General features: G+C 63.9%; 18 protein-coding genes. 10 read left to right on the top strand and 8 right to left on the bottom strand.

Translation table 11 applies throughout. The features are described from left to right. Positions 1-79: 79 nt before the first annotated feature. Genes NMG80_RS25300 through NMG80_RS25285 form a run of 4 tightly spaced genes read right to left on the bottom strand, consistent with a single transcriptional unit; the run spans position 80 to position 5,235 of the window. Positions 80-1,384, bottom strand: coding sequence for an NAD(P)/FAD-dependent oxidoreductase (locus tag NMG80_RS25300; protein WP_254020628.1), 1,305 nt, complete (start codon positions 1,382-1,384; stop codon positions 80-82). Continuing rightward, complete coding sequence (locus tag NMG80_RS25295; RefSeq protein ID WP_254020627.1) at positions 1,384-2,736, bottom strand: glutamine synthetase family protein; 1,353 nt, start codon at positions 2,734-2,736, stop codon at positions 1,384-1,386. Before NMG80_RS25295 ends, NMG80_RS25300 begins: the two co-directional genes overlap by 1 nt. 37 nt (positions 2,737-2,773) lie before the next feature. Then, entirely contained in the window at positions 2,774-4,057 is a 1,284-nt protein-coding gene (locus NMG80_RS25290) for a glycosyltransferase (RefSeq protein WP_254020626.1), read from the bottom strand. 17 nt (positions 4,058-4,074) lie between these two features. Continuing rightward, positions 4,075-5,235 carry a GntR family transcriptional regulator gene (locus NMG80_RS25285; RefSeq protein WP_254020625.1) on the bottom strand — a complete coding sequence of 387 codons (1,161 nt, stop codon included), beginning with the start codon at positions 5,233-5,235 and terminating at the stop codon, positions 4,075-4,077. A gap of 18 nt (positions 5,236-5,253) precedes the next feature. Between NMG80_RS25285 and NMG80_RS25280 the strand changes: the two genes are divergently transcribed. From NMG80_RS25280 to NMG80_RS25245, 8 genes are all read left to right on the top strand, one after another. Then, positions 5,254-6,318, top strand: a complete 1,065-nt coding sequence (locus tag NMG80_RS25280; protein ID WP_254020624.1) for a polyamine ABC transporter substrate-binding protein — start codon at positions 5,254-5,256, stop codon at positions 6,316-6,318. A gap of 99 nt (positions 6,319-6,417) precedes the next feature. Beyond that, positions 6,418-7,254: an ABC transporter permease gene (locus tag NMG80_RS25275; protein WP_254020659.1), complete on the top strand. Its 837-nt coding sequence runs from the start codon at positions 6,418-6,420 to the stop codon at positions 7,252-7,254. A 186-nt stretch (positions 7,255-7,440) separates the two neighbouring features. Then, positions 7,441-8,232, top strand: coding sequence for an ABC transporter permease (locus NMG80_RS25270; protein WP_254020623.1), 792 nt, complete (start codon positions 7,441-7,443; stop codon positions 8,230-8,232). Further along, complete coding sequence (locus tag NMG80_RS25265; protein ID WP_254020622.1) at positions 8,229-9,302, top strand: ABC transporter ATP-binding protein; 1,074 nt, start codon at positions 8,229-8,231, stop codon at positions 9,300-9,302. Before NMG80_RS25270 ends, NMG80_RS25265 begins: the two co-directional genes overlap by 4 nt. 16 nt (positions 9,303-9,318) lie before the next feature. After that, positions 9,319-10,593 (top strand): glycosyltransferase, encoded by a 1,275-nt coding sequence (locus NMG80_RS25260; RefSeq protein WP_254020621.1) that lies wholly within the window; start codon positions 9,319-9,321, stop codon positions 10,591-10,593. Between the two features lie 253 nt (positions 10,594-10,846). Then, a complete protein-coding gene (locus NMG80_RS25255; RefSeq protein ID WP_254020620.1) occupies positions 10,847-11,197 on the top strand; it encodes a cupin domain-containing protein in 351 nt (116 codons plus the stop codon). A gap of 24 nt (positions 11,198-11,221) precedes the next feature. Beyond that, positions 11,222-11,566: a cupin domain-containing protein gene (locus NMG80_RS25250; protein ID WP_023800538.1), complete on the top strand. Its 345-nt coding sequence runs from the start codon at positions 11,222-11,224 to the stop codon at positions 11,564-11,566. A gap of 19 nt (positions 11,567-11,585) precedes the next feature. Further along, entirely contained in the window at positions 11,586-13,094 is a 1,509-nt protein-coding gene (locus NMG80_RS25245) for an aldehyde dehydrogenase family protein (RefSeq protein ID WP_254020619.1), read from the top strand. 36 nt (positions 13,095-13,130) lie between these two features. Here the strand turns inward: NMG80_RS25245 and NMG80_RS25240 are convergent, their stop codons facing one another. The 4 genes from NMG80_RS25240 to NMG80_RS25225 are packed head-to-tail and all read right to left on the bottom strand — an operon-like array spanning position 13,131 to position 17,647. Beyond that, positions 13,131-14,078, bottom strand: a complete 948-nt coding sequence (locus NMG80_RS25240) for an ABC transporter permease (protein WP_254020618.1) — start codon at positions 14,076-14,078, stop codon at positions 13,131-13,133. Between the two features lie 3 nt (positions 14,079-14,081). Further along, the gene (locus NMG80_RS25235; protein ID WP_254020617.1) at positions 14,082-15,062 is read right to left on the bottom strand and encodes an ABC transporter permease; all 981 of its coding nucleotides are present in this window, start codon (positions 15,060-15,062) and stop codon (positions 14,082-14,084) included. A 1-nt stretch (position 15,063) separates the two neighbouring features. Continuing rightward, the gene (locus NMG80_RS25230; protein WP_254020616.1) at positions 15,064-16,584 is read right to left on the bottom strand and encodes a sugar ABC transporter ATP-binding protein; all 1,521 of its coding nucleotides are present in this window, start codon (positions 16,582-16,584) and stop codon (positions 15,064-15,066) included. Positions 16,585-16,633: 49 nt separating this feature from the next. After that, complete coding sequence (locus tag NMG80_RS25225; protein ID WP_254020615.1) at positions 16,634-17,647, bottom strand: substrate-binding domain-containing protein; 1,014 nt, start codon at positions 17,645-17,647, stop codon at positions 16,634-16,636. 196 nt (positions 17,648-17,843) lie between these two features. On the opposite strand from NMG80_RS25225, the gene NMG80_RS25220 reads away from it, so the two are divergent. After that, complete coding sequence (locus NMG80_RS25220; RefSeq protein ID WP_254020614.1) at positions 17,844-20,303, top strand: glucan 1,4-alpha-glucosidase; 2,460 nt, start codon at positions 17,844-17,846, stop codon at positions 20,301-20,303. Positions 20,304-20,344: 41 nt separating this feature from the next. Next, complete coding sequence (gnd, locus tag NMG80_RS25215) at positions 20,345-21,361, top strand: phosphogluconate dehydrogenase (NAD(+)-dependent, decarboxylating) (protein ID WP_254020613.1); 1,017 nt, start codon at positions 20,345-20,347, stop codon at positions 21,359-21,361. Positions 21,362-21,377 lie beyond the last annotated feature (16 nt).

The raw sequence follows: 21,377 nt of genomic DNA, 5'->3' as shown, positions 1-21,377 counted from the left end.
CCACATGGTCAAATTTGTCGCGAAGCTGCAGCCGGCCGCCCTCCGTCGCAATACCACGGCGGCAGGGGATCGCTTGCGGTCAATGCTTGATGCGGTCGCGCATGGCGTACCAGAGCATGCCGAGCACATAGAGCGGGCCACGCAGGGCGGTGCCGCCGGGAAACGGCATCGGCCTCAGCGTCGAGAACAGATCGAGCCGCGACGCATCGCCGGTGATCGCCTCGGCAAGCAGCTTTCCCGACAGCGTCGACAGGATCACGCCCTTGCCGGAATAGCCATGCGCAAAATAAACCTCGCCATAGTGGCCGACATCCGGCAGGCGCGAGGTCGTCACCGAGACCAGCCCGCCCCAGGCATGATCGATGCGGCGGCCGCGCAAATGCGGAAAGGCCTTTTCCATATGCGGCCGCACGAAGCCGGCAATGTCTGCGGGCGGCGACGGCGTGTAACGCTCGCCACCGCCGAACAGCAGGCGGCTGCCCGCCGACAGCCGGTAGTAGTTGACGACGAAGCGTGTGTCGGAAACGGCGACATTGCTTGGGATGACGTCGCTGGTGTCGTCCAGCGGCTCGGTCGCGACGATGTAGTTGCCGACCGGCATGATGCGGCTGTTGACGCGCGGCTCGAGCCCCTGAAGCAGGGCGTCGCCGGCCAGCACGACATGCCTGGCCCGGACCGAGCCCTTGGCCGTCGCAACCCTGATGGCAGGCTCTCGCTCCAGCCGCAGCGCCACCGAATTTTCGTGGATGGTGACACCTGCCGCTGCCGCAGCGCGAGCAAGACCCAACGTGTAGTTCAGCGGATGCATATGGCCACCGAGCTTCTCGTACATCGCGCCGTGATAGGGCGTGTTCACCATTCCACGCGCCTGCGCCGCCGACAGCATCTCGACATCATGAAAATTCATTACGCTGGCAAGGCACTCGGCCTCTTCCTCTAGGTCGCGCAGGTCGGAGCCGTTGACCGCACCGGCCAGATGGCCGGTCAGCCTGAGGTCGCAATCGATGGCGTGACGCTTGATCAGGTCGAGCACCAGTCCGCGCGCCTCGAAGGCGAGATCGAAAAGCGCCCGCGCCCGTTCGGGCCCATAAAGCTTGACCAGACCCTTGGCGCCCTTGCGCAGGCCGGGGATGATCTGGCCGCCATTGCGCCCCGATGCCCCCCAGCCGATCTTGCCGCCTTCCAAGAGCACGACCTTCAGCCCGCGCTCGGTCGCATGAAGGGCTGCGGACAGGCCGGTACAGCCGCCGCCGACCACCACCAGATCGGCGTCGATGTCGCCCTGCAGCGCCGGATGATCTGGAGCCGGATTGGCTGTTGCGACATAATAGGATTTTCCGATATCGAGGCCGGAGTTGAACCCGCCAGAATTGAAGCCCATCATCAGACCTTGAGCAGCAGATGGTCGCGTTCCCAACTCGTCACGACGCTCTGGAACAGGTCGAGCTCGACGCTCTTGACGCGCAGATAGGTCTGGAAGAAATCTTCGCCGAGCAACTCCCGAACCGGACTGCACGCAGCGAAACGGTCGAGCGCCTCCTCCATGGTTTTCGGCAGTGTGCTCTTGCTGCGATAGGCGTTGCCCGATGCCTCGGGCGAACGCGAGAGTTTTTCTTCGACGCCGAGATAACCACAGAGCAGCGAGCCGGCCATCGCCAGATAGGGGTTGGCATCGGCGCCGGGCAGCCGGTTTTCCACCCGCCGCGCGGCGCGCCCGCCGGCCGGCACGCGCAGCCCGCAGGAGCGATTGTCATGCGACCACTCGATGTTGGCGGGGGCGCTGTGGTTCGGCCGGATCCGGCGGAACGAATTCACGTTCGGCGCAAACAGCGGCATCACCTCGGGAATGTATTTCTGCAGACCGCCGATGAAATGCCCAAACATCTCGGTGTCGGCATCGTCGCGCCCGGCAAACAGCGTATCCCCCGCCTCGTCGACGACCGACATGTGGAGATGCATCGAGCTGCCGGCTTGCGCGGCGATCGGCTTGGCCATGAAGGTCGCATGCATGCCATATTGCTGCGCGGCCTGGCGAGCCATCCGCTTGAACAGCAGCACCTTGTCGGCCAGCGGCAGCGCGTCGCCGTGCAGGAAATTGATCTCCAGCTGCGCCGTGCCCGATTCATGGATCAAGGTGTCGAGCGGCAGCCCGGCCGTGGCTGCGTAATCATAAAGGCGCCGGATCACCGGCTCGAACTCCTCCAGCGCCGCCATGTCATAGGGATGCTGTACGGTTTCGGAGCGGCCATTGCGCCCGACCGGCGCAGTCAGCGGCTGATCGGGATTGGGATTAGGCGCGGTCAGATAGAATTCGAGCTCCGGCGCCACCACTGCCCGCCAGCCGCGCTGGCTATAGAGATCGAGCACGGCTCTCAGCACATGACGCGGCGAGGCCATCCACGGTCGGTCCTCCATATGAAACGCATCGGCGAAGACATAGGCTTTCCCCGCTCCGGCAGCCGGCGCAAGGCACAGCGTCGCAACATCCGGCGCCATCCGCATGTCGGGGTCCTGATAGCCGAAGCCCTCGTCGTTGGAACCGGAATAGCGGCCGTCAATGCAGACCAGGAAGGCGCTGCTCGGCAGGTAGAGCGCACGGTCCTCGAGCGACTTCAGGAACTTGGCCGTCGGCAAGGTCTTGCCGCGCAACACGCCGTTCACGTCGGGCACCAGGCACTCGACTTCCCTGATCCCCTGCTGCTCCAGCCATCGCTTCGGATCGTCCGTCGGGGTCATTTGCGGTGCATCCGTTGTCGTGGTGTTGAGCATCAGGTCACGTCCTTACGAGGGCGAGAATAGCTTCGGCGGCGGCGTCCGTTCCCGGTGCCTGCGCCATGGTGGCCGCATTCTCCTCGAGGCGATAGCGCATTTCGCCGTCGGCCATTAGGCCAAGGATGACGTTTTCCAATTCGTCGTCGCTCCAGCCAACGCGGCTGAGGTGGCGGCCAACGCCGGTTTCCTCGGCGCGTTGCGCGTTGTCGTGCCCGTCCCAGCAATAGGGCATGATCAGCGACGGCACGCCGAAACGCAGCGCTTCGCAAAAGCTGTTGTTGCCGCCGTGATGGATGAAGAGATCGGATTTCGCGACAACCGACGGCTGCGGAAACCAGGCGTCGAGATAGACATTGTCCGGAACCGCGCGATAGCTGTCGCGCAGACCGCCGACATTGACGATGAAGCGGGCCGGAAGCCGATCGAATAGGGCGAGCATGCGCTCGATCAGGCCGACATCCATTGCGCCCAGGCTGCCGAAGCTGAGATAGACCAGCGGCCCGTCATTGCGTGGAAAGACCGGCACGTCGAACGGCCCTTCCGAACGGACGCAGCCTTCGAGATAGACGAAGCGGGCCGGGTCGAGCGGCTCGGCCCGCTGCCTGCGCACGATGGTTGGGGTCAGCAGCAGATTGAGATCGGGCGAAGCTTCGAGAAAAAGCCCCCTCGGCAAAGGCGCAAGACCGGCCTCGGTCCGAAGCCGGTTGAACCGGTCATGGGCCGGAGCGACGGCCGCCAGGTAGCGCGCCTCGAAAGCCGCACGGCTCGGGTCGTCGGCGGCGAGACCGGACAGATAGGGCGGTACATCGGCGTCGGGCAGCTCGGTCTCGGCGCATGAGACGACGCGCACCCATGGGCAGCCGGCGGCAGCAAGTGCTGGAAACATGATGACATTGTCGAGCACCACGGCGTCCGGCTTCAACCGGGTCATCAACTGGCGCAGCGGCGCCTCGGCATTGACCGCAGTATCGACGATCGCTTCCCAGGTCGGGGCGACATAGGTTTCGAGCTGGTCGATCGGGCTCAGCCTGAAATGCGGCAGATGCCGGCGCACGAAAGCCTGCCAGTAGCTCTGGCGTTCGCTGTCGGTCAGCGGATCGTCGGTCGGCAACTGGTATTCCTGAAAACCATAGTCGGCGAACACGCCGGAAAAGCCGGCGTGACAGATGAACACCGGCCGCGCGCCCCTTGCGCGCAAGGCCTGCGCGATGCCGACGCAATTGAGTGCGGCGCCGAAGCTCGCTTCGGGAAACAACGCGATGGTCGGGCTGGCTTTGCGCGTCACTGTTCTCGTGGTCCTCGTCAATCCGGCCGGCTGATCATGCCGAACAACGCGGGGGCGCCGCGACTGGCCGCCTGCGGTCGCTGGCTGCGGGACAATCGCAGATGGACGCGAAGCAGATCGGCTGCAACCTCATATTGCCGGCTTTCCAGTTGGTCGAGTATGGTCAGGTGCTCGCGCAGCGATTGCTTCAGCCGGAAGACGTTGACGCCTGCATAGGTCCCCGGCAGCCGGCGCAGCCTGAGATGGTCGGACAGCGCGTCGGTGACGAACCGGTTGGCGGCGCCATCGGCGATTAGGCCGTGAAAGTCGATGTCCAGCCGCTGGAACTCTTTGATATCGAACGCGGCGTCGGGCAGCGCCAGCAGCGCCTCCATGGCCTGGCGCAAGGCTGCCGCGCGGGTCCCGTCCAGCCGAAAGCCAGGCGCCAGAATGGCGGCGGGTTCTAGCATCAGGCGGAACTCGTAGCTTTCCCCTTGTGCCTCTGGATCGTCAGGCGCCCGCCTGAACAGCCAGGACTGTCCCGGTGCGCGATCCAGAAGATTTTCATCTGTCAGTTTCTTTAGTGCTTTTAGTACTGTCTTTCGTTCGGCGCTGTAGCGCCGCATCAGCGCGCCGATGGTCACCGTCTGATCCAGCCGGCGCGCCGACCGATCGCGCAGGATCATCTCCGCGAGTTCGTCCTCTTCGGCGCTTGGCAGATCAGCGGCAAGGGACGCCTGGTTGGTGAGGTCAACGGCCAGCCGATAGCCGGATTCAGCTTCCCAGCGCACCACGCCTTTTTCGGTGAGCAGGCGCAACGCGGCCCGCACCGGCGTCCGCGAGACGTTGCAGAGAGAAGCGATCTGCTGTTCCGGGAGATGAGCGCCGGCCTCGAAGCCGCGTTGCCGGGCCACATCGAGAATGCGCTGCGCGAGATCAAGATGATTGGTGCGCGGGCGTCTGGCAACGGCTTGCATGGCGTTTCTCGTGAACGGGCTCGACCGCTGCGGTTTGACCGATTGCCCTTGCGGGCGAGATCGGCTGGATTTCGCAGCAATCTGGCAAATTATGGATTGACGTACTTTTTTCTGCAATAGTACTGTGACGTCAATCGGCAACAAAAAAGACCGGGGAACAGGATCGAAGCGGCGGCATGATCGCAAGCGCTGGTCCGACGATTGATTGAATTCGACGATCAACCAGAATGGGAGTCTGTCATGACCGCCACCACCCTGCGGCACCGTTCGTTAAAAACATCCTCGATCGCGCTTGGCCTGGCCATGGCGCTGTCGGCGCCGGCGGCCGCCGCCGACCTCGTCATTTCCAACTGGGACGGCTACATGGCGCCGGATGCCATGGCCGCCTTCAAAGCAGCGACCGGCGTTTCCGGCGAGGTTGTCGTTCACGCAACCAATGAGGAGATCATGGGCAAGCTCGTCGCTTCGGGCGGCAAGGGCTATGACGTGGTCTTCGTTTCCTCGCCCTTCGCCGAAGTGCTGAACAAGCTCGGCCTGATCGAGACGATCGACCACGCCAAGGTCCCCAACCTCGCCAATCTCTATCCCGAGGCGGCCAATCTGTCGCACGACGTCGGCAACAAATTTTCCGTGCCTTACACCTGGGGCACCACCGGCCTCTGCTACCGCTCGGACCTGGTCAAGACCGAGCCGGCCAGTTGGAACGATCTTCTCGCCCCGTCCGATGCGCTCAAGGGCAAGACCACAATGCTGGCGACCGACCGCTGGCTGCTTGCCGCCGGGCAGCTCGCCAAGGGCTATTCGGTCAACGAGACCGATCCGGCCAAGCTCGCCGAGGTCAAGGACCTGCTGATCTCGGCCAAGAAGACCTTGCTCGCCTATGACGACACCACCTTCTATTCAAAGCTGGTCTCGGGCGAGGCGCTGATGGTGCAGGCATGGGATGGCTGGTGCAACTACGGCATCGCCGAAAATCCGCAGATTAAATACACCATACCCAAGGAAGGCTCGGACCTGTGGGTCGACACGATGGTGGTGATGAAGGCATCGGCCAACAAGGACGCCGCCTTCCAGTTCATCAACTTCATGCTGGACGCCAAGAACCACGCCTGGGCGGCCCAGAACATCGACTACAAGGTGCCGAACAAGCCGGCTATGGAAAGCCTGCCTGCGGATTTCCTCGCCAAATTCCCCAATATGGCCATGCCAGTGGCCGAGCTGGTCAAGTTCGAGCAGTTACGCGACGTCGGCGACGCCCAGCGCGACTATTCGAAGATCGTCAGCGAGATCAAGGCGGCGCAGTAGTCGGCAACCAAAGTCGCGGCCGACGGCGGGCTCCCGCCGACGGCCGTTGAGTTCGGTATCGCAATCGTGTCCCAAACCAGATTTCGCTCCTCCTTGCTGATGGCGCCGGCGCTGGCCTGGCTCACTGCCTTGATGATGGTGCCATGCGCGCTGGTGCTGGCGCTCGCCTTCTTCCGGCGCGGCATTTATGGCGGCATCGAATACACCTTCACGCTGGAGAATTTCGGGCTGGTGCTCGACCCGCTTTATGCCGGCATCTTCCTCAATTCGGCGCGCATCGCCGGCACGGCAACGCTGATCGCGGTGGTGATCGGCTATGCCGCCGCCTATGCGATCGCGGCGGCACCGCGCCGGTGGCAGCCGGTGTTCCTGTTCTTCGCCGTCTTGCCTTTTTGGTCCAATTACCTGATCCGCACCTATGCATGGATCGTGCTGCTCAACCGCGAAGGCCTGATCACCCAGCTCTTGCGCTGGTTCGGCTACACCGGCGAGCCGCCGTCGATGCTCTATACCGAAGGCGCCGTCATCGCCGGCCTGGTCTACAATTACCTGCCTTTCGTCATCCTCGCCTGCTACGCGCCGCTGTCGCGGCTCAATCCGGAGCTCGCCGAGGCATCGCGCGATCTCGGCGCTTCGGCCATGACCACATTTCGCCGGGTCATCCTGCCGCTGACGGTGCCGGGCATCGCCGCCGGGGCGGTGTTCGTCTTCGTGCTGTCGATCGGCAACTTCGTCACGCCGGCACTGCTCGGCGGCGGCCGCTTCCAGATGATCGGCAATCTTGTCTACGACCAGTTCCTGACCGCCAATGACTGGCCGTTCGGCGCAGCACTTGCGATGGCGCTGATCGCCATCATGCTGCTCGTGCTGATGGCGCAGGCCTTGGCAGCCGACCGCGCCGCGGGCCGTATCGCAGAAGCGAAAGCCGATGGCTGAGCGCTCCCCTTTCTTTCCCTTCTCCCCGTTCACGGGGAGAAGGTGCCCCAAAGGGGCGGATGAGGGGCGGCGCAAGCGTCGGCAATGTTGGGCGCCGCCCCTCATCTGCCTGCCGGCATCTTCTCCCCGTAAACGGGGAGAAGTACGCTCGCCGCCCGCTTGCCTCCAGGCCATCGGACGTCAGCCATGACTTCATCTCCAGCCCGCATCTTCGGCCTGCGAACGACACTCGTCCTCGTCTTCGCCTTCCTCTACATTCCGATCGCCGTGCTGGTGGCGCTGTCTTTCAATCAAGGCGGGCTGCCGACCGTCTGGTCGGGCTTTTCGCTGAAATGGTATGCCTCGCTCGCCGGAAACGCCGCGATCCTTTCCGCCGCCCTCAACACGCTGATCGTGGCGCTGGTCTCGACAGCCATCGCCACGCTGCTTGGCACCTTGCTGGCGATCGGCGTCGAAATGCGCCGGCAGTATGGAAGCGGCCTTGAGGCGCTGATCTTTGCGCCGATGATCATTCCCGACATCGTGCTGGCGGTTGCGCTGCTCAGCTTCTTTTCCATGCTCGATTTCACCCTGGGCCTGCACACCATCATCCTCGCCCATGTCGTGTTCAACCTCGCCTTCGTCTGCTCGGTGGTACGCGCGCGGCTGAAAAGCTTCGACTGGTCGATCGTCGAGGCCTCCGCCGATCTAGGCGCCTCGGCTGTGACCACCTTCAGGCGGGTGACATTGCCGGTCATCCTGCCGGCGGTCGTCGCCGGCGCGCTGCTCGCCTTCACCCTTTCGGTCGACGAGTTCATCATCGCGTTCTTCACCGCCGGCGCCGGCCGCGCCTCGACCACGCTGCCGATGCAGATCTATTCGATGATCCGCTTCGGCATCACGCCGGAAATCAATGCATTGGCGACCATCGTCATGGCGGTCTCAATCACCGCGCTGACCCTGTCGCAGCGGCTCAATCGCGGAGTCATCGGCCAATGAGCGAGCCCCGCACGCTGCTGGCGATCGACAAGGTGTCGAAGAATTTTGGCCGGGTGACGGCTGTCGACGGCATCTCGCTCGATATCAGAGAGAACGAGTTCTTCGCTCTGCTTGGACCTTCTGGCTGCGGCAAGACCACGCTGCTGCGCATGCTGGCCGGTTTCGAGACGCCCAATGGTGGCCGCATCCTGCTCGACGGCCGCGACATCGCCAAAATTCCGCCCAACAAGCGGCCGGTCAATCTGATGTTCCAATCCTATGCGCTGTTTCCGCATATGAGCGTCAGGGCCAATGTTTCCTACGGCCTCGAAATGGAACGCTTGCCGGCAAACGAAATCCGCTCCCGCGTCGATGCCATCCTGGCGACGACCGAGCTCGTCGCCTTCGCCGACCGCAAGCCGGAGCAATTGTCGGGCGGCCAGAAGCAGCGCGTCGCGCTTGCCCGGGCGCTGGTCAAGCGGCCGCGGCTGCTGCTGCTCGACGAGCCGCTCGGTGCGCTCGACAAGAAATTGCGCGGCGCCATGCAACTGGAGCTGAAGCGCCTGCAGCACGAAGTCGGCATCACCTTCGTCATCGTCACCCATGACCAGGAAGAATCACTCGTCATGGCCGACCGCATGGCGGTGCTAAGGGACGGCAAGCTGTTGCAATGCGACACACCGCATGCGGTCTATGAGCGTCCGGCCGACCGTTTCGTCGCCGACTTCATCGGCGTCATGAATTTCGTGCCGGGCAAAGCCGCCGCCGACGGGGTGCTGGCGGCCAATGGTGCGCGGATATCAGGCACGGTTCCCGCAATACTTTCGCCCGGAGCTGCGGCGGTCGCTTCAGTGCGGCCCGAGCGCATCCGGCTGTTCCCACCGCCAGAGACGGCCAACCGTGTTGCCGGCATCGTCGAGGCGCTCGCCTATCACGGACTCGACCTGCAGCTGCATGTCCGCACCGCTCTGTCACAAAAACCGTTCCTGGTGCGCGTCACCGCCGACGCCGCCGACCGCCGCCCGGTCACGTCGGGCGATGCGGTCGAGCTCGGCTGGGATGCCGCCGACGTCAGAATTTTCGCAGATTGATCGAAGGAGAACTTTCATGGCGCAGAAGACCATCGCGTTTTTTCCCGAAGCGGCCTACGGCCCGGCGCTCAATTCCGTCGGCATCGCCCAGGCGGTCGAGGCGCGCGGCCACAGAGCAGTGTTCCTGTCGGATCCCGGCTTCGTCGACGTCTACAAGGGCTACGGCTTCGAGGCGCATCCGGTGAACCTGTCCGAGCCGATGCCGCCCGAGCAAATGGCCAAGTTCTGGGAGGACTTCATCAACGGCCATATCCCGAACTTTCACAAATCGCCCTACGACCAGGTCGATAACTACGTGAAGGACTGCTGGACGGCGATCGTCGACAGCGCCAAATGGGCTGAGAAGGACCTGCCCGGCGTGCTTGCGACGATCAAGCCCGACGTCATCTGCGTCGACAACGTCATCCTGTTCCCGGCGATCAAGCAATATGGCAAGCCGTGGGTGCGCGTCATCTCCTGCTCGGAAAACGAGATCGAGGACGAGGACATCCCGCCGCATCTGTCCGGCTGCGGCGAGAACGACCACGCCTGCCATCAGCGCTACCGCGACCATTTCAACGCGGTCATCAAGCCGATTCATGACGACTTCAATGCGTTTTTGAAAGCGAACAACGAAGCGCCGTATCCGATCGGCCAGTTCTTCGAGGCCTCGCCCTACCTCAACCTGCTGCTTTATCCCGAGGCGGCAAAGTTCAAGCGCCGCCATCCGCTCGACCCGGCAAAATTCCAGTATCTGGAAGGCTGCGTGCGGCAGGAGAAGCCCTACACCGTGCCGACCTTTGCTGAGAATAATGACGGGCCGCTGCTCTACGTCTCGTTCGGCAGCCTTGGCGCCGGCGATGTCGATCTGCTGAAGCGCATCATCGCAACGCTGGGCAAGACGCACTACCGGGCGCTGGTCAATGTCGGCGGCTACAAGGACCAATACGTGCAAGTGCCCTACAATGTGATCGTCGAGAGCTGGTTTCCGCAGCCCTCGGTGATTCCGCAGGTCGATGCGGTGATCCACCATGGCGGCAACAACTCGTTTACCGAGTGTCTCTACTTCGGCAAGCCGGCGATCATCATGCCCTATGTCTGGGATGGCCACGACAACGCGACCCGGGTCGAGGAAACCGGCCACGGCTTCGGCATGCCGCGCTACCACTGGAACGACGCCGAGCTGATCGCGAAAATTGAAGCTTGCCTCACCGACCCGGCAATCAGGGCCAAGCTGGCGAAGACGTCGGCGCAGATGCAGGCGCAGAACGGCCCGGAGAAGGCGGCGGGGCTGCTGGAGACGTTGCTGTGAGCGCGATGTTCGTTATGCCGAGCCAAGGCACCCCCCTCTGGCCTGCCCTCTTTGCCAAAACTTGGCATCTCCCCCACTTGGGGGGAGATCGGATGTCGCGACCGCTTTCGCCAATCATCAGCGTTGAAGAATGTGCGCGGCAAATGACGCTGCCAATCTCCCCCCAAGTGGGGGAGATGTCCGGCAGGACAGAGGGGGGCGCCGTAGAGCGAACGCCTCCCGAAAATGAGCGTCTCACCCGCGGAGCTCCCACATGACCTCCTCCGCCTCACATCTCCACCAGGCCTCGACCCGCACCGACCTCGTCGACTGGGGCGCCCAGCCCGACGTGCTGGAAGGCACCTCGCACTCCACCGGCAGGCTGGTCCACAAGGGGCCGAACAACCAGCCGGAATCCGGCATCTGGGTCTGCACGCCCGGCCGCTGGCGGTTGGCGATCCCGCGCGACGAATTGTGCCATTTCGTTGCCGGCCGCGCGACCTACCGATCGGACGACGGCGAGGTGATAGAAGCCTCCGCCGCCACGGTGGTCATGTTCCCGGCCGGCTGGGCGGGCGAATGCACCGTCCACGAGACCATTCGCAACATCTACATGCTGGCGTGAAGCCGGCCATTGGAGCTTTACGACATGCCGACACCGATCATGAAATCGCCGCTCGCCCTCACCGACCTGGTCGACTGGGGCGTCATCCCCACCATGATCGAGGGAGAATCCCGCACCTCCGGCAAATTGCTGCACAAGGGGCCGGAGGGCCGCTCCGAATGTGGCCTGTGGGTGTGCACGCCGGGCAAATGGCACTGCCACGTCACCCGCGACGAATTCTGCCATTTCCTCGAGGGCCGCTGCACCTACGTCCACGAATCCGGCGAGGTGATCGAGATCGAACCGGATACGGCGGCGTTCTTTCCGCAGGACTGGAAGGGCGTCTGCACCGTCCACGAGACCATCAAGAAGGTCTACATGATCCGCTGAGCGGCTTGAAAGGACGACCATGGACTTTTCACCTGACCGGCCGGCCTTCTTCGTCAATCCGGATTATCGGCCGATGACCGATGCAGCACAACCGGCAATCGATCCGGCGACGCTGGAAACCGTCGGCGCGATCGCGGCTGCAACCGACGGCGAGATCGACGCAGTGCTCACCGCTGCGGCCAAGGCGCAACCTGCCTGGAAAAAGCTCGACGCCAAGAGCCGCGCCAGGCATCTGCATGCTGTCGCCAATGCCATCGAGGCGGCCGACTTCACGCGCTGCGCCGAGCTGATGGTGCGCGAGATGGGCAAGCCCTATCCGGAAGCAATCGGCGAGATCGCCAACTGTGCACCGATCTTCCGCTACTACGCCGAAATGGCGCGTGACGACGCCGGCAAGATTGCCGGCACGACGCAGACCGGTTCCTTCCAGTATGCTCGCTACGAGCCCTACGGCACGTCGGTGCACATCATGCCCTACAATTTCCCGATCCTGCTGATGTGCTGGACCGTCGCCGCTTCGCTTGCCGCCGGCAATGCCTGCGTGATCAAGCCGGCCGAAGCGACGACATTGTCGACACTGGATTACATGACCGTGTTCCGCTGTCTGCCGGAGGGCCTGGTTTCCTGCCTGCCGGGCGGGGCGGCCACCGCGCAGGCTTTGATCGCTTCCGATCGCACCCATGCGGTCGCCTTCACCGGGTCGGTCGCCGCCGGCAAGGCCGTCGCCGTCGCCTGCGCCGAGCGCATGAAGCCTTGCGTTATCGAGGCCGGCGGCAGCGATCCGTTGATCATCAGCCAACATGCCCCGCTGGACGTCGCAGCTGCCGGCAGCGTCACTGCCGCGTTCCATCTTACGGGCCAGGTCTGCACCTCGGCCGAACGGTTCTTCGTCGTCGATGCCGTTCACGACCGCTTTGTCGAGCTGTTTGCGCAGAAGACACGTGCGCTGCGCATCGGCAACGGCCTCGACAAGACCGAGATCGGACCGCTGGTCAGCGAGGCGGCACGGGCAAAAGTCATGCGGCTGGTCGATGAAGCGATCCGCAGCGGTGCCAAGACGGTCACCGGCGGCCGCATTCCGCCGGCGCACAATGTCGGCTGGTTCTACGAGCCGACGATCCTGACCGGCGTCACCCCCGATATGGCGATCGTGCGCGAAGAGTGTTTCGGACCGGTCGCCGCGATCTGCCGGGTCAAGGATTTCGATGAGGCGATAGAACTTGCCAATGACAGCCCGTTCGGGCTCGGCGCCTCGGTCTTCACCACCGATCTCGTCGAGGCGCATGAGGCTGCGGAGCGGCTTGAAGCCGGCATGGTCTGGGTCAACAATCCGCTGATCGACAATGACGCGCTGCCGTTCGGCGGCTGGAAGGCATCGGGCCTCGGCCGCGAGCTTGGACGCCAGGGGCTGGATGCCTTCCGCCGCTCCAAGATGGTGATCATCGATCACAAGCCGGCGATTCAGGACTGGTGGTATCCCTATCCCGACAGCTGGTTCCGCGAAGCCGGCGGCCGCAAGCATGTATGAGGTGACACAGGGTCAGCGCTGCCAAGGGCCGCCACTTCAGCGCAGCGCTTTCTGCCCGCCAGCGGCGGTGATGACGCCGACGATGATCATGCCGGTCAGCAACAGACGGACGCCGGCGCTGACGCCGAACGTGTTGAGCATCGTCAAAAGCAGCACCAGGAACAGGGCCGCGCCCCAGACACCCGGCACGTTGGCCTTGCCGCCTGCCACCGACGTGCCGCCGATGACGACCACGGCGATAGAGGCCAGCAGGTACTCATTGCCGATATCGACATTGGCGCCACGGAAATAGCCGGCGAGCAGCGCCCCGTCGAGGCCGCCGAGCGCGCCCGACAGCGTATAGGTGAGGAAACGGATGCGGCCGACATTGACGCCGGCCAGCCACGCTGCGCGGATGTTCTGGCCGATCGCCAGCACCGAACGGCCATAAATCATGCGCTGCAGCGCGATAGCAGCACCGATGGAGAACAGCACGGTGAGGATCGCCAGCACCGGAATACCAAGAATCTGCCAGTTGGTGAAACTGGCGAAGCCCGGCGGCGGCTTGATCTGCAGGCCGCGGCCATAGCTGATGTCGATCGACTGGATGATGAAGCTCGCCGACAGCGTAGCGATGATCGGTGGAATACGCAGCGCCCAGATCAAGAGATAATTGGCGGCGCCGATCGCCATGCCGCAGGCCAGCGCCGCCAGCAGCCCGACGACGATCATTGAATCATTGCCGTCCATCACCTTCATGGCGACGGCGCTGGCGAGGCCGATATTGGCCGGCAGCGACAGGTCGACATTGCCGGGCCCGAGCGTGATGACGAACATCTGGCCGACACCGACGATGACGGTGAAGACGGCGAGCGAAAGTGCTGCCGTGATCATGCCGCCACCGCCATAACCGCCGGTGAAGGCGATCGTTGCAAGCCACACCAGCAGCGCGCCGATGAAGGACCAGATCCAGGGTTTGGCGAGCAGCAATCGCAACGAGGCCATCGCTCACCTCTCCCTGCGGCTGATCAGCACCCGGGCCGCCAGCACGATGATGAGGATGGCGCCATTGGCGGCAACCTGCCAATCGGGCGGGATGTGCATGAAGGTCAGCAGCGGCGAGGCGGCGAGCGCCAATGTCAGTGCGCCGATCACCGCGCCGATCGGCGATACCCGGCCGCCGACGAATTCGCCGCCTCCGAGGATGACGCCGGCGATCGCAAGCAGCGTATAGCCATTGCCGATATTGGCATCGGCCGAGGTGGTGATGCCGATCAGGGCCATGCCGGACAAAACGCCGAACAGGCCAGCCAGTGCGAAAAGCACGACCTTGGTCTTGAGCAGCGACCAGCCGGCACGGCTGAGAGCCGCGGCATTGCCGCCCGAGCCGCGCAGGATCACGCCATAGGAGGTGCGCATCAGCCCGAAATGAACGACCGCCGCGATCAGCAGTGCGGCAATGATCGGGAACGGAATGAAAGGCGGCTTGAAGGCCATCAGCGACAGCAGCCAGTCCGGCGCTTTGCCGCCGGGCTTCGGCAGGATGAGGATGGCCAGACCCTGCCAGGCGAAGCTCATGCCGAGCGTCACGACGATCGAAGGCAAATTGCGCAGATAGATCAGCGCGCCGAGCAATGCATAGACGCAAATCGATCCGAGCAGGATCAAGGCGCCGACCAGCGGCGCGTCCTTCAGCCAAGTCGCCGTGACGCAGCCGACGAAACCGACGAAGGTGCCGATCGACAGGTCCAGCTCGTTGCCGGCAATGACGAACATCTGCGCGATCGTCGCCAAGGCGATCGGGATCGCCAAATTGAGCATCAGGCTGAAGCCGAAATAGCTGATGGCGCGCGGATTGAGCCAGGCGATCGCCAGCAGCACCAGCACCAGCGACATTGCCGGCAGCAGCCCGCGCAACAGGCGCGCCCGCGCCAGCCTGCCGCGCTCGGAGGAACCTTTGAGGCCGGTCTCGGCGGGTGCTGCCGTCATCTCAGGCCGCGTCGCCGAACGAGGACTGGATGATCTTTTCCTCCGTCAGCTCATCGCGCGTAAGATTAGCGACGATCCGGCCGTTCTTGAAGACATAGACGTTGTGGCAATTGTCGAGCTCTTCGGTTTCCGTGGTGTACCAGAGGAAGGTGCGGCCGCGGCCAGCCTCTTCGCGCAGAAGGTCGTAGACTTCGAGCTTGGTACCGATATCGACGCCGCGCATCGGGTCGTCCATCAGCACGATCTCCGCGTCGGAACCGAGCGCCCGGGCAAACAGGACCTTCTGCTGGTTGCCGCCGGACAACGAGAAGATGTTGTTGTTCATGTCGGGTGTGCGGATGCCGATTTTCCTTTGCCAAAAGGTTGCGAGTTCGGCTTCGCGTTGCGGCGAGATCAGCAGACCATTGCGCAATCGCTTCAGCGAGCGGATGCCGATGTTTTGCGCAATCGACCATTGCGGAAAAATCCCGTCAGACTGGCGGTCGCCGGCCACCAGTGCTACCGGCGCGGTGACCTCGATGCCGGTTTTGGCGCGCGCGGCGGCGGCGAAGATCGCCAGCAGCAGATCGGTCTGGCCATGGCCGGCAAGCCCGGCAAGGCCGATGATCTCGCCCGCATGAGCGACAAGTTCGTTGCCGTCCTCTTGCCGCGCCGGGCGGGCTCGGACCCGCAACGGGCCGGTCTCCGGCTTCTGAGTCGCGATTTTGGCCGCGATCTTCTCACGCGCTTCCGCTCCTCCCATGGTCGTCACCAGCCTGTCGCGATCGAAAGCCTTCGCCGCATCTGAAGCAACGACGTTGCCGTCGCGCATTACCACGATGCGATCGGCATTCCCGAGCACCTCGCCCAGAACATGCGAGATCAGGATGCAGCTCTTACCCCCGGCGACAAAGCGCCGGACGAAACCCAGCAACTGGCCGGCCGTATGCGCGTCGAGCGAGGACGTCGGCTCGTCGAGGATCACCAGCTCGAGCGGATCCTGCGTCACCGTGAAGGCACGCGCCACCTCGACCATCTGCCGCCTGCCGATGGAAAGGTCGCTGGCGATGTCGGAGGCGGAGATGCTGTGGCCCGGGAAAATCTCATCGAGCTTGGCCGCGATGAGATCGGCCGCCTTGCGCCGCCAACCGAAGCCGCGCAGCGTCGTGTGGTTGATGCGCGTGTTCTCGGCGACGCTGAGATTCGGGCACAGCGACAGCTCCTGGAACACGCAGCGTATGCCGAGCTGCTGCGCGCGCGGCACCGAATAATTGTCCTCGACATGGCCGCGCACCGCGATCCGCCCGCTGTCGGGCATAAGCGTGCCGGCCACCATATGCATGAGCGTCGACTTTCCAGCGCCATTATGGCCGACGAGGCCGACGCACTCGCCGGCGCCAACGTGGAAATCGACGCCCGCGAGCGCACGGACGGCGCCGAAATGTTTTTCCGCGCCGTCCAGCCTGATGATGTCGATATTGGCGGCGCCGAAATGTTTTTCGGCGCCGTCCAGCCTGATGATCTCTGTACCGGCCTCGGGCATCCCTAGCGATATCCGGTCGGCGACGCATGCGACATTGGGTGTGCCACGCTCACTTGATGTTGGCTTTGATCGCCGCGATGGCGTCTTCCTGCGTGTATTCGTGACTGGCGACACCACCCTTGGGAATGTTCGGCAGCTCGGCCTCGAAGGTATCATGGGTGAAGGCGAGGTATGGCACCAAGAGATCGTGTGGCACATCCGTGCGGCCGTCGAGCACCTGCTGCGCCACCCAGAAGGCCAGCGACGATACGCCTGGCGCAATGGATGCCGACCAGGTCTGGTAGCCGTCCTTGTCCTTCTGTTCCTTCCACCATTGCAGCTCATCCTGGCGATTGCCCATGATAATGGTCGGGCGCGGTTTGCCGGCGGCGGCAAAGGCTTGTGCCGCGCCATAGCCGTCGCCGCCCTGATCGACGACGCCGACGATTTCCGGTAGCGACGGCAGGATTGTCGCGACCGCCTTCTGTGCTGTGGTCTGATCCCAGTCGCCGGTCACCGAACCGACGATCTTGAACTTGGGATGAGCGGCGACGCCTTCCAGAATCCCGGCATGGATGGCGTCGTCGATCGACGTGCCGGCAAGGCCGCGGATTTCCAGCAGATTGCCGCCCTCGGGATGGAACTTGGCCATCTGCTCGACTTCCTGCCTGCCCATGTCCTTGAAGTCGACGACCACGCGATAAGCGCAGGGCTCGGTGACGATGCCGTCGAAGGAGACGACGACGATGCCGGCATCGCAGGCCTGCTTAATGGCGCCGTTGAGCGCGTCCGGCGAGGCGGCGTTGATGACGATGGCGTCATAGCCTTGCAGGATCAGGTTCTGCACCTGGGCCGCCTGGGTCGGCACTTCCTTGTCGGCCGTCGTGAAGATGTCCGCGGCTGCCACCACCCCGTCGGCGACCGCCTTCTTGGTGACGATGGCATAGCTGTTGAGCATCGCCTGTCGCCACGAATTGCCGGCATAATTGTTGGAAAAGGCGATCTTCTTGTCGCTGGTGTCGGCAAGCGCGTTGCCTGACGCGAGCATCGCCGCAAGGGCACTCAAGACGAGTATCTTCTTCATGTGTTATCCTCCCATGGATTGTCGTTGTTGGCTGCTGGTTGCTGTTATGGCGGCCTCGTTTCAATATTGTCAGACAAATTTAGATGGGTGCACTTGTCAACAGCGATCGGTGACGGTTTGACGACCAACTTGCGGTGCAATGATTGAAAAGGCTTCGGCTCCTGGTCTAGGGGTGGGGCAGGAGACCGAAATCGAGATGGCAGCGACGCTGACTGACGCGCTGGGCGCACCCGGAATTCCGGCGCGCTGGACGTCAAGCGCCAAGAGCGGCGTCGGAACCGCGCTTTCGCCGGCCTGCCCTATCTGGTTCACGATCAGCCGTGGTATCCTCAACGAGGTCTATTATCCCAGCCTCGACAGTGCCTGCACCCGCGACATGGGGCTGGTCGTCACCGGCCCTGGCGGCTATTTCTCGGAAGAGAAGCGCGATGCCGTGCACAGCACTGAGCCGTTCGAGGATGGAGTGCCCGCCTACAGGCTGGTCAACACCGCCGCCCATGGCACCTACCAGATCGAAAAGCGTATCATCACGGATCCGGAACGTCCCGTTCTGCTGCAGGAGATCAGCTTCACGCTGCTGAGAGGCCCGGTTGCCGACCACCGCGTCTACGCACTGCTGGCACCGCACCTCGTCAACGCCGGCATGGGCAACACCGCCTGGGTCGGCGACTACGAGGGAAAGCCTGTCCTGTTTGCGTCCGGGCGTCGCGCCTGCCTGGCGCTCGCCTCGTCGCTGCCTTGGGGAGCATGCTCGGCCGGCTATGTCGGTGTCTCCGATGGCTGGCAGCAACTCCGTCGTGACGGCCGGCTCGACCCGGCCTGCCGCAGGGCCGAGGACGGCAATGTCGCGCTGACCGGTGAGATCGGCTTCTCGGCTGCGAACCCGAAGGCGTTGCTGGCGCTGGGTTTCGGAACGACGCCGCAAGAGGCGGCGCAAAATGCCTCGGCCAGCCTGAAGCTAGGCTTTGCGCCCGCAGCCGAATCGTATGTCGAAAAATGGCGGGAGTGGCAGGCTAGCTTGCTGCCGCTGGACCGGCATGGTGCGGGGATCAACACCTATCGCCTCAGCACGGCGGTTCTGGCAACGCATCGCTCATCCACCGGCGCGGCCGTCGCCAGCCTGTCGATCCCGTGGGGCTTCAGCAAGGGCGACGACGATATCGGCGGCTATCATCTGGTCTGGCCGCGCGACCTGGTCGAAACCGCAGGCGGCTTCCTCGCCGCCGGCGATCCGGCGCAAGCGGCTGAGATCCTCGCCTATCTCCGCTCGATCCAGCAGCCGGATGGGCATTGGCCGCAGAACACCTGGCTCGACGGATCAGCCTATTGGCCGGGCATCCAGATGGACGAATGCGCGTTTCCGCTGCTGCTCACAGATGCGTTGCGCCGGGCTGGGCACCTGGCAGACGCCGCGCTGCTCTCCTTCATGCCGATGATCGAGCGCGCCGCTTCCTATGTCGTGCGCAACGGTCCGGTCACCGGCGAAGACCGCTGGGAAGAGGATGCCGGCTACAGCCCGTTCACGCTGGCCGTCGAGACCGCTGCACTGCTAGCCGCGGCCGACATGTTCGAAATTTGCGGCAAAGCAGAGCCGGCAAATTATCTGCGGGAAACCGCCGACGTCTGGAACGACCAGATCGAGCGCTGGACCTATGTCACCGGCACTCCACTCGGCGAAGAGGTCGGCGTCAAAGGTCATTACGTCCGCATCGCGCCGCCCGACACCACCGGTGCGGCGTCGCCGAAGGACGGCTATGTGCCGATCAAGAACCGGCCGCCCGGCGATAGCGACCGGCCGGCCGAGGCGATCGTCAGCCCGGATGCGCTGGCGCTCGTACGCTTCGGCCTCAGGGCCGCCGACGATCCGCGCATCGTCGACACGGTCAAGGTCATCGATGCGCGGCTGCGCTGCGACCTGCCGCAGGGGCCTGTCTGGTATCGATATACCAGCGACGGCTATGGCGAGCACGCCGACGGCGCGCCCTTCGACGGGACCGGTCAGGGCCGGCCCTGGCCGCTGCTGGTCGGCGAGCGCGCCCATTACGAACTGGCGGCGGGACGCAGGGACAAAGCAGCGAGCCTGTTAAAGACCCTGGAGGATTCTGCCGGGTCTGGCGGCCTGCTGCCGGAGCAGGTCTGGGATGGTCCCGACATGGCCGAACGCGAACTGCGGCACGGCGGACCGTCGGGCAGCGCCATGCCGCTGGTCTGGGCGCATTCGGAGCATATCAAGCTGCTGCGCTCGCTCAGCGACGGCGCCGTCTTCGACATGCCGCCGCAAGGCGTGAAACGCTACATCGAGGACAGGACCGCGGCGCCGCGCCGGACATGGCGCTTCAATCACAAGCTCCGCGCCATGGCCGCCGGCAAGCTGCTGCGCCTCGAACTGCTGGCCCGGGCGGTGGTCCATTGGAGCAGCGACGATTGGGCGACCGTCCATGACGCGGAGACGACCGAGAATGCCTTCGGAATCCATCTCACGGACCTGCCCGTTGCCGATGTTCCGCCGGGCAACACGATCGTCTTTACTTTTTTCTGGCCCGATGCCGGCTGTTGGGAGAATGTCGACTTTTCCGTCAGTATCGACAAGCTGGACTCGAGCATGATCCCGAAAAGTGGAAACCGGTTTTCGGAAAAGGTCATGCTCCAAAAATAGCCAGTAGATCTTCTATCCCTCAAGGAAGCAGGACGAGAAACATGCAGATCGGAATGATGGGACTGGGCAGGATGGGCGCCAACATGGTGCGGCGTCTGCTGCGCGATGGCCACGAATGCGTGGTCTACGACATCAACCCGGCCAGCGTTGCAGCCCTTGTGACGGCTGGCGCGATCGGAGCCGCTTCGATGGAGGAGTTCGTCGGCAAGCTGGCCAAGCCGCGCAGCGCCTGGCTGATGCTGCCGGCGGCGATCACCAGCCGGATCGTCGATCAGGTGGCCGACCTGATGGAGCCGGGCGACATCATCGTCGACGGCGGCAATTCCTATTATCACGAGGCTGTCGACCACGCAGCGCGCCTGGCATTGAAAGGCTTGAACTATGTCGATGTCGGCACCAGCGGCGGCGTCTGGGGCCTCGAGCGCGGTTATTGCCTGATGATCGGCGGCCCTGACAGCGCGGTCCAGCATCTCGATCCGGTCTTTGCCACCCTGGCTCCGGGCGCCGATGCCGGGGCGCCCGCCCCTGGCAAGGATGCCGGAACCGCCCCCTTCGGCTATCTCCACTGCGGGCCGAGTGGCGCCGGCCATTTTGTCAAGATGGTCCACAACGGCATCGAGTACGGCGTCATGGCCGCCTATGCCGAGGGCATGAACATCCTGAAGTCGGCGAATGCGGGCAAGAGACAGCGGACGGCCGACGCCGAAACCAGTCCATTGGAAAACCCGCAATATTACCAGTTCGACATCGATATCGCCCAGGTTGCCGAGGTCTGGCGGCATGGCAGCGTCATCGGCTCCTGGCTGCTCGACCTCACGGCGGGCGTATTGAAGTCCGATTCGGGGCTGACGCAGTTCGGCGGACGGGTTTCGGATTCCGGCGAAGGCCGCTGGACGCTGAAGGCGGCGATCGACACCGGCGTGCCGGCGCCGGTTCTGTCCTCGGCCTTGTTCGACCGGTTCTCCTCGCAAGGCGAATCCGAATTCGCCGACAAGCTGCTGTCCGCCATGCGCTATGCCTTTGGCGGCCATGTCGAAAAGCCGAAGACCGGCTCGTGACAGGGAACGCACGCTC

Source organism: Mesorhizobium escarrei (genome assembly GCF_935825525.1).
Classification (GTDB): Bacteria; Pseudomonadota; Alphaproteobacteria; order Rhizobiales; family Rhizobiaceae; genus Mesorhizobium; species Mesorhizobium escarrei.
This window is presented reverse-complemented; position numbering and strand designations above follow the sequence as displayed.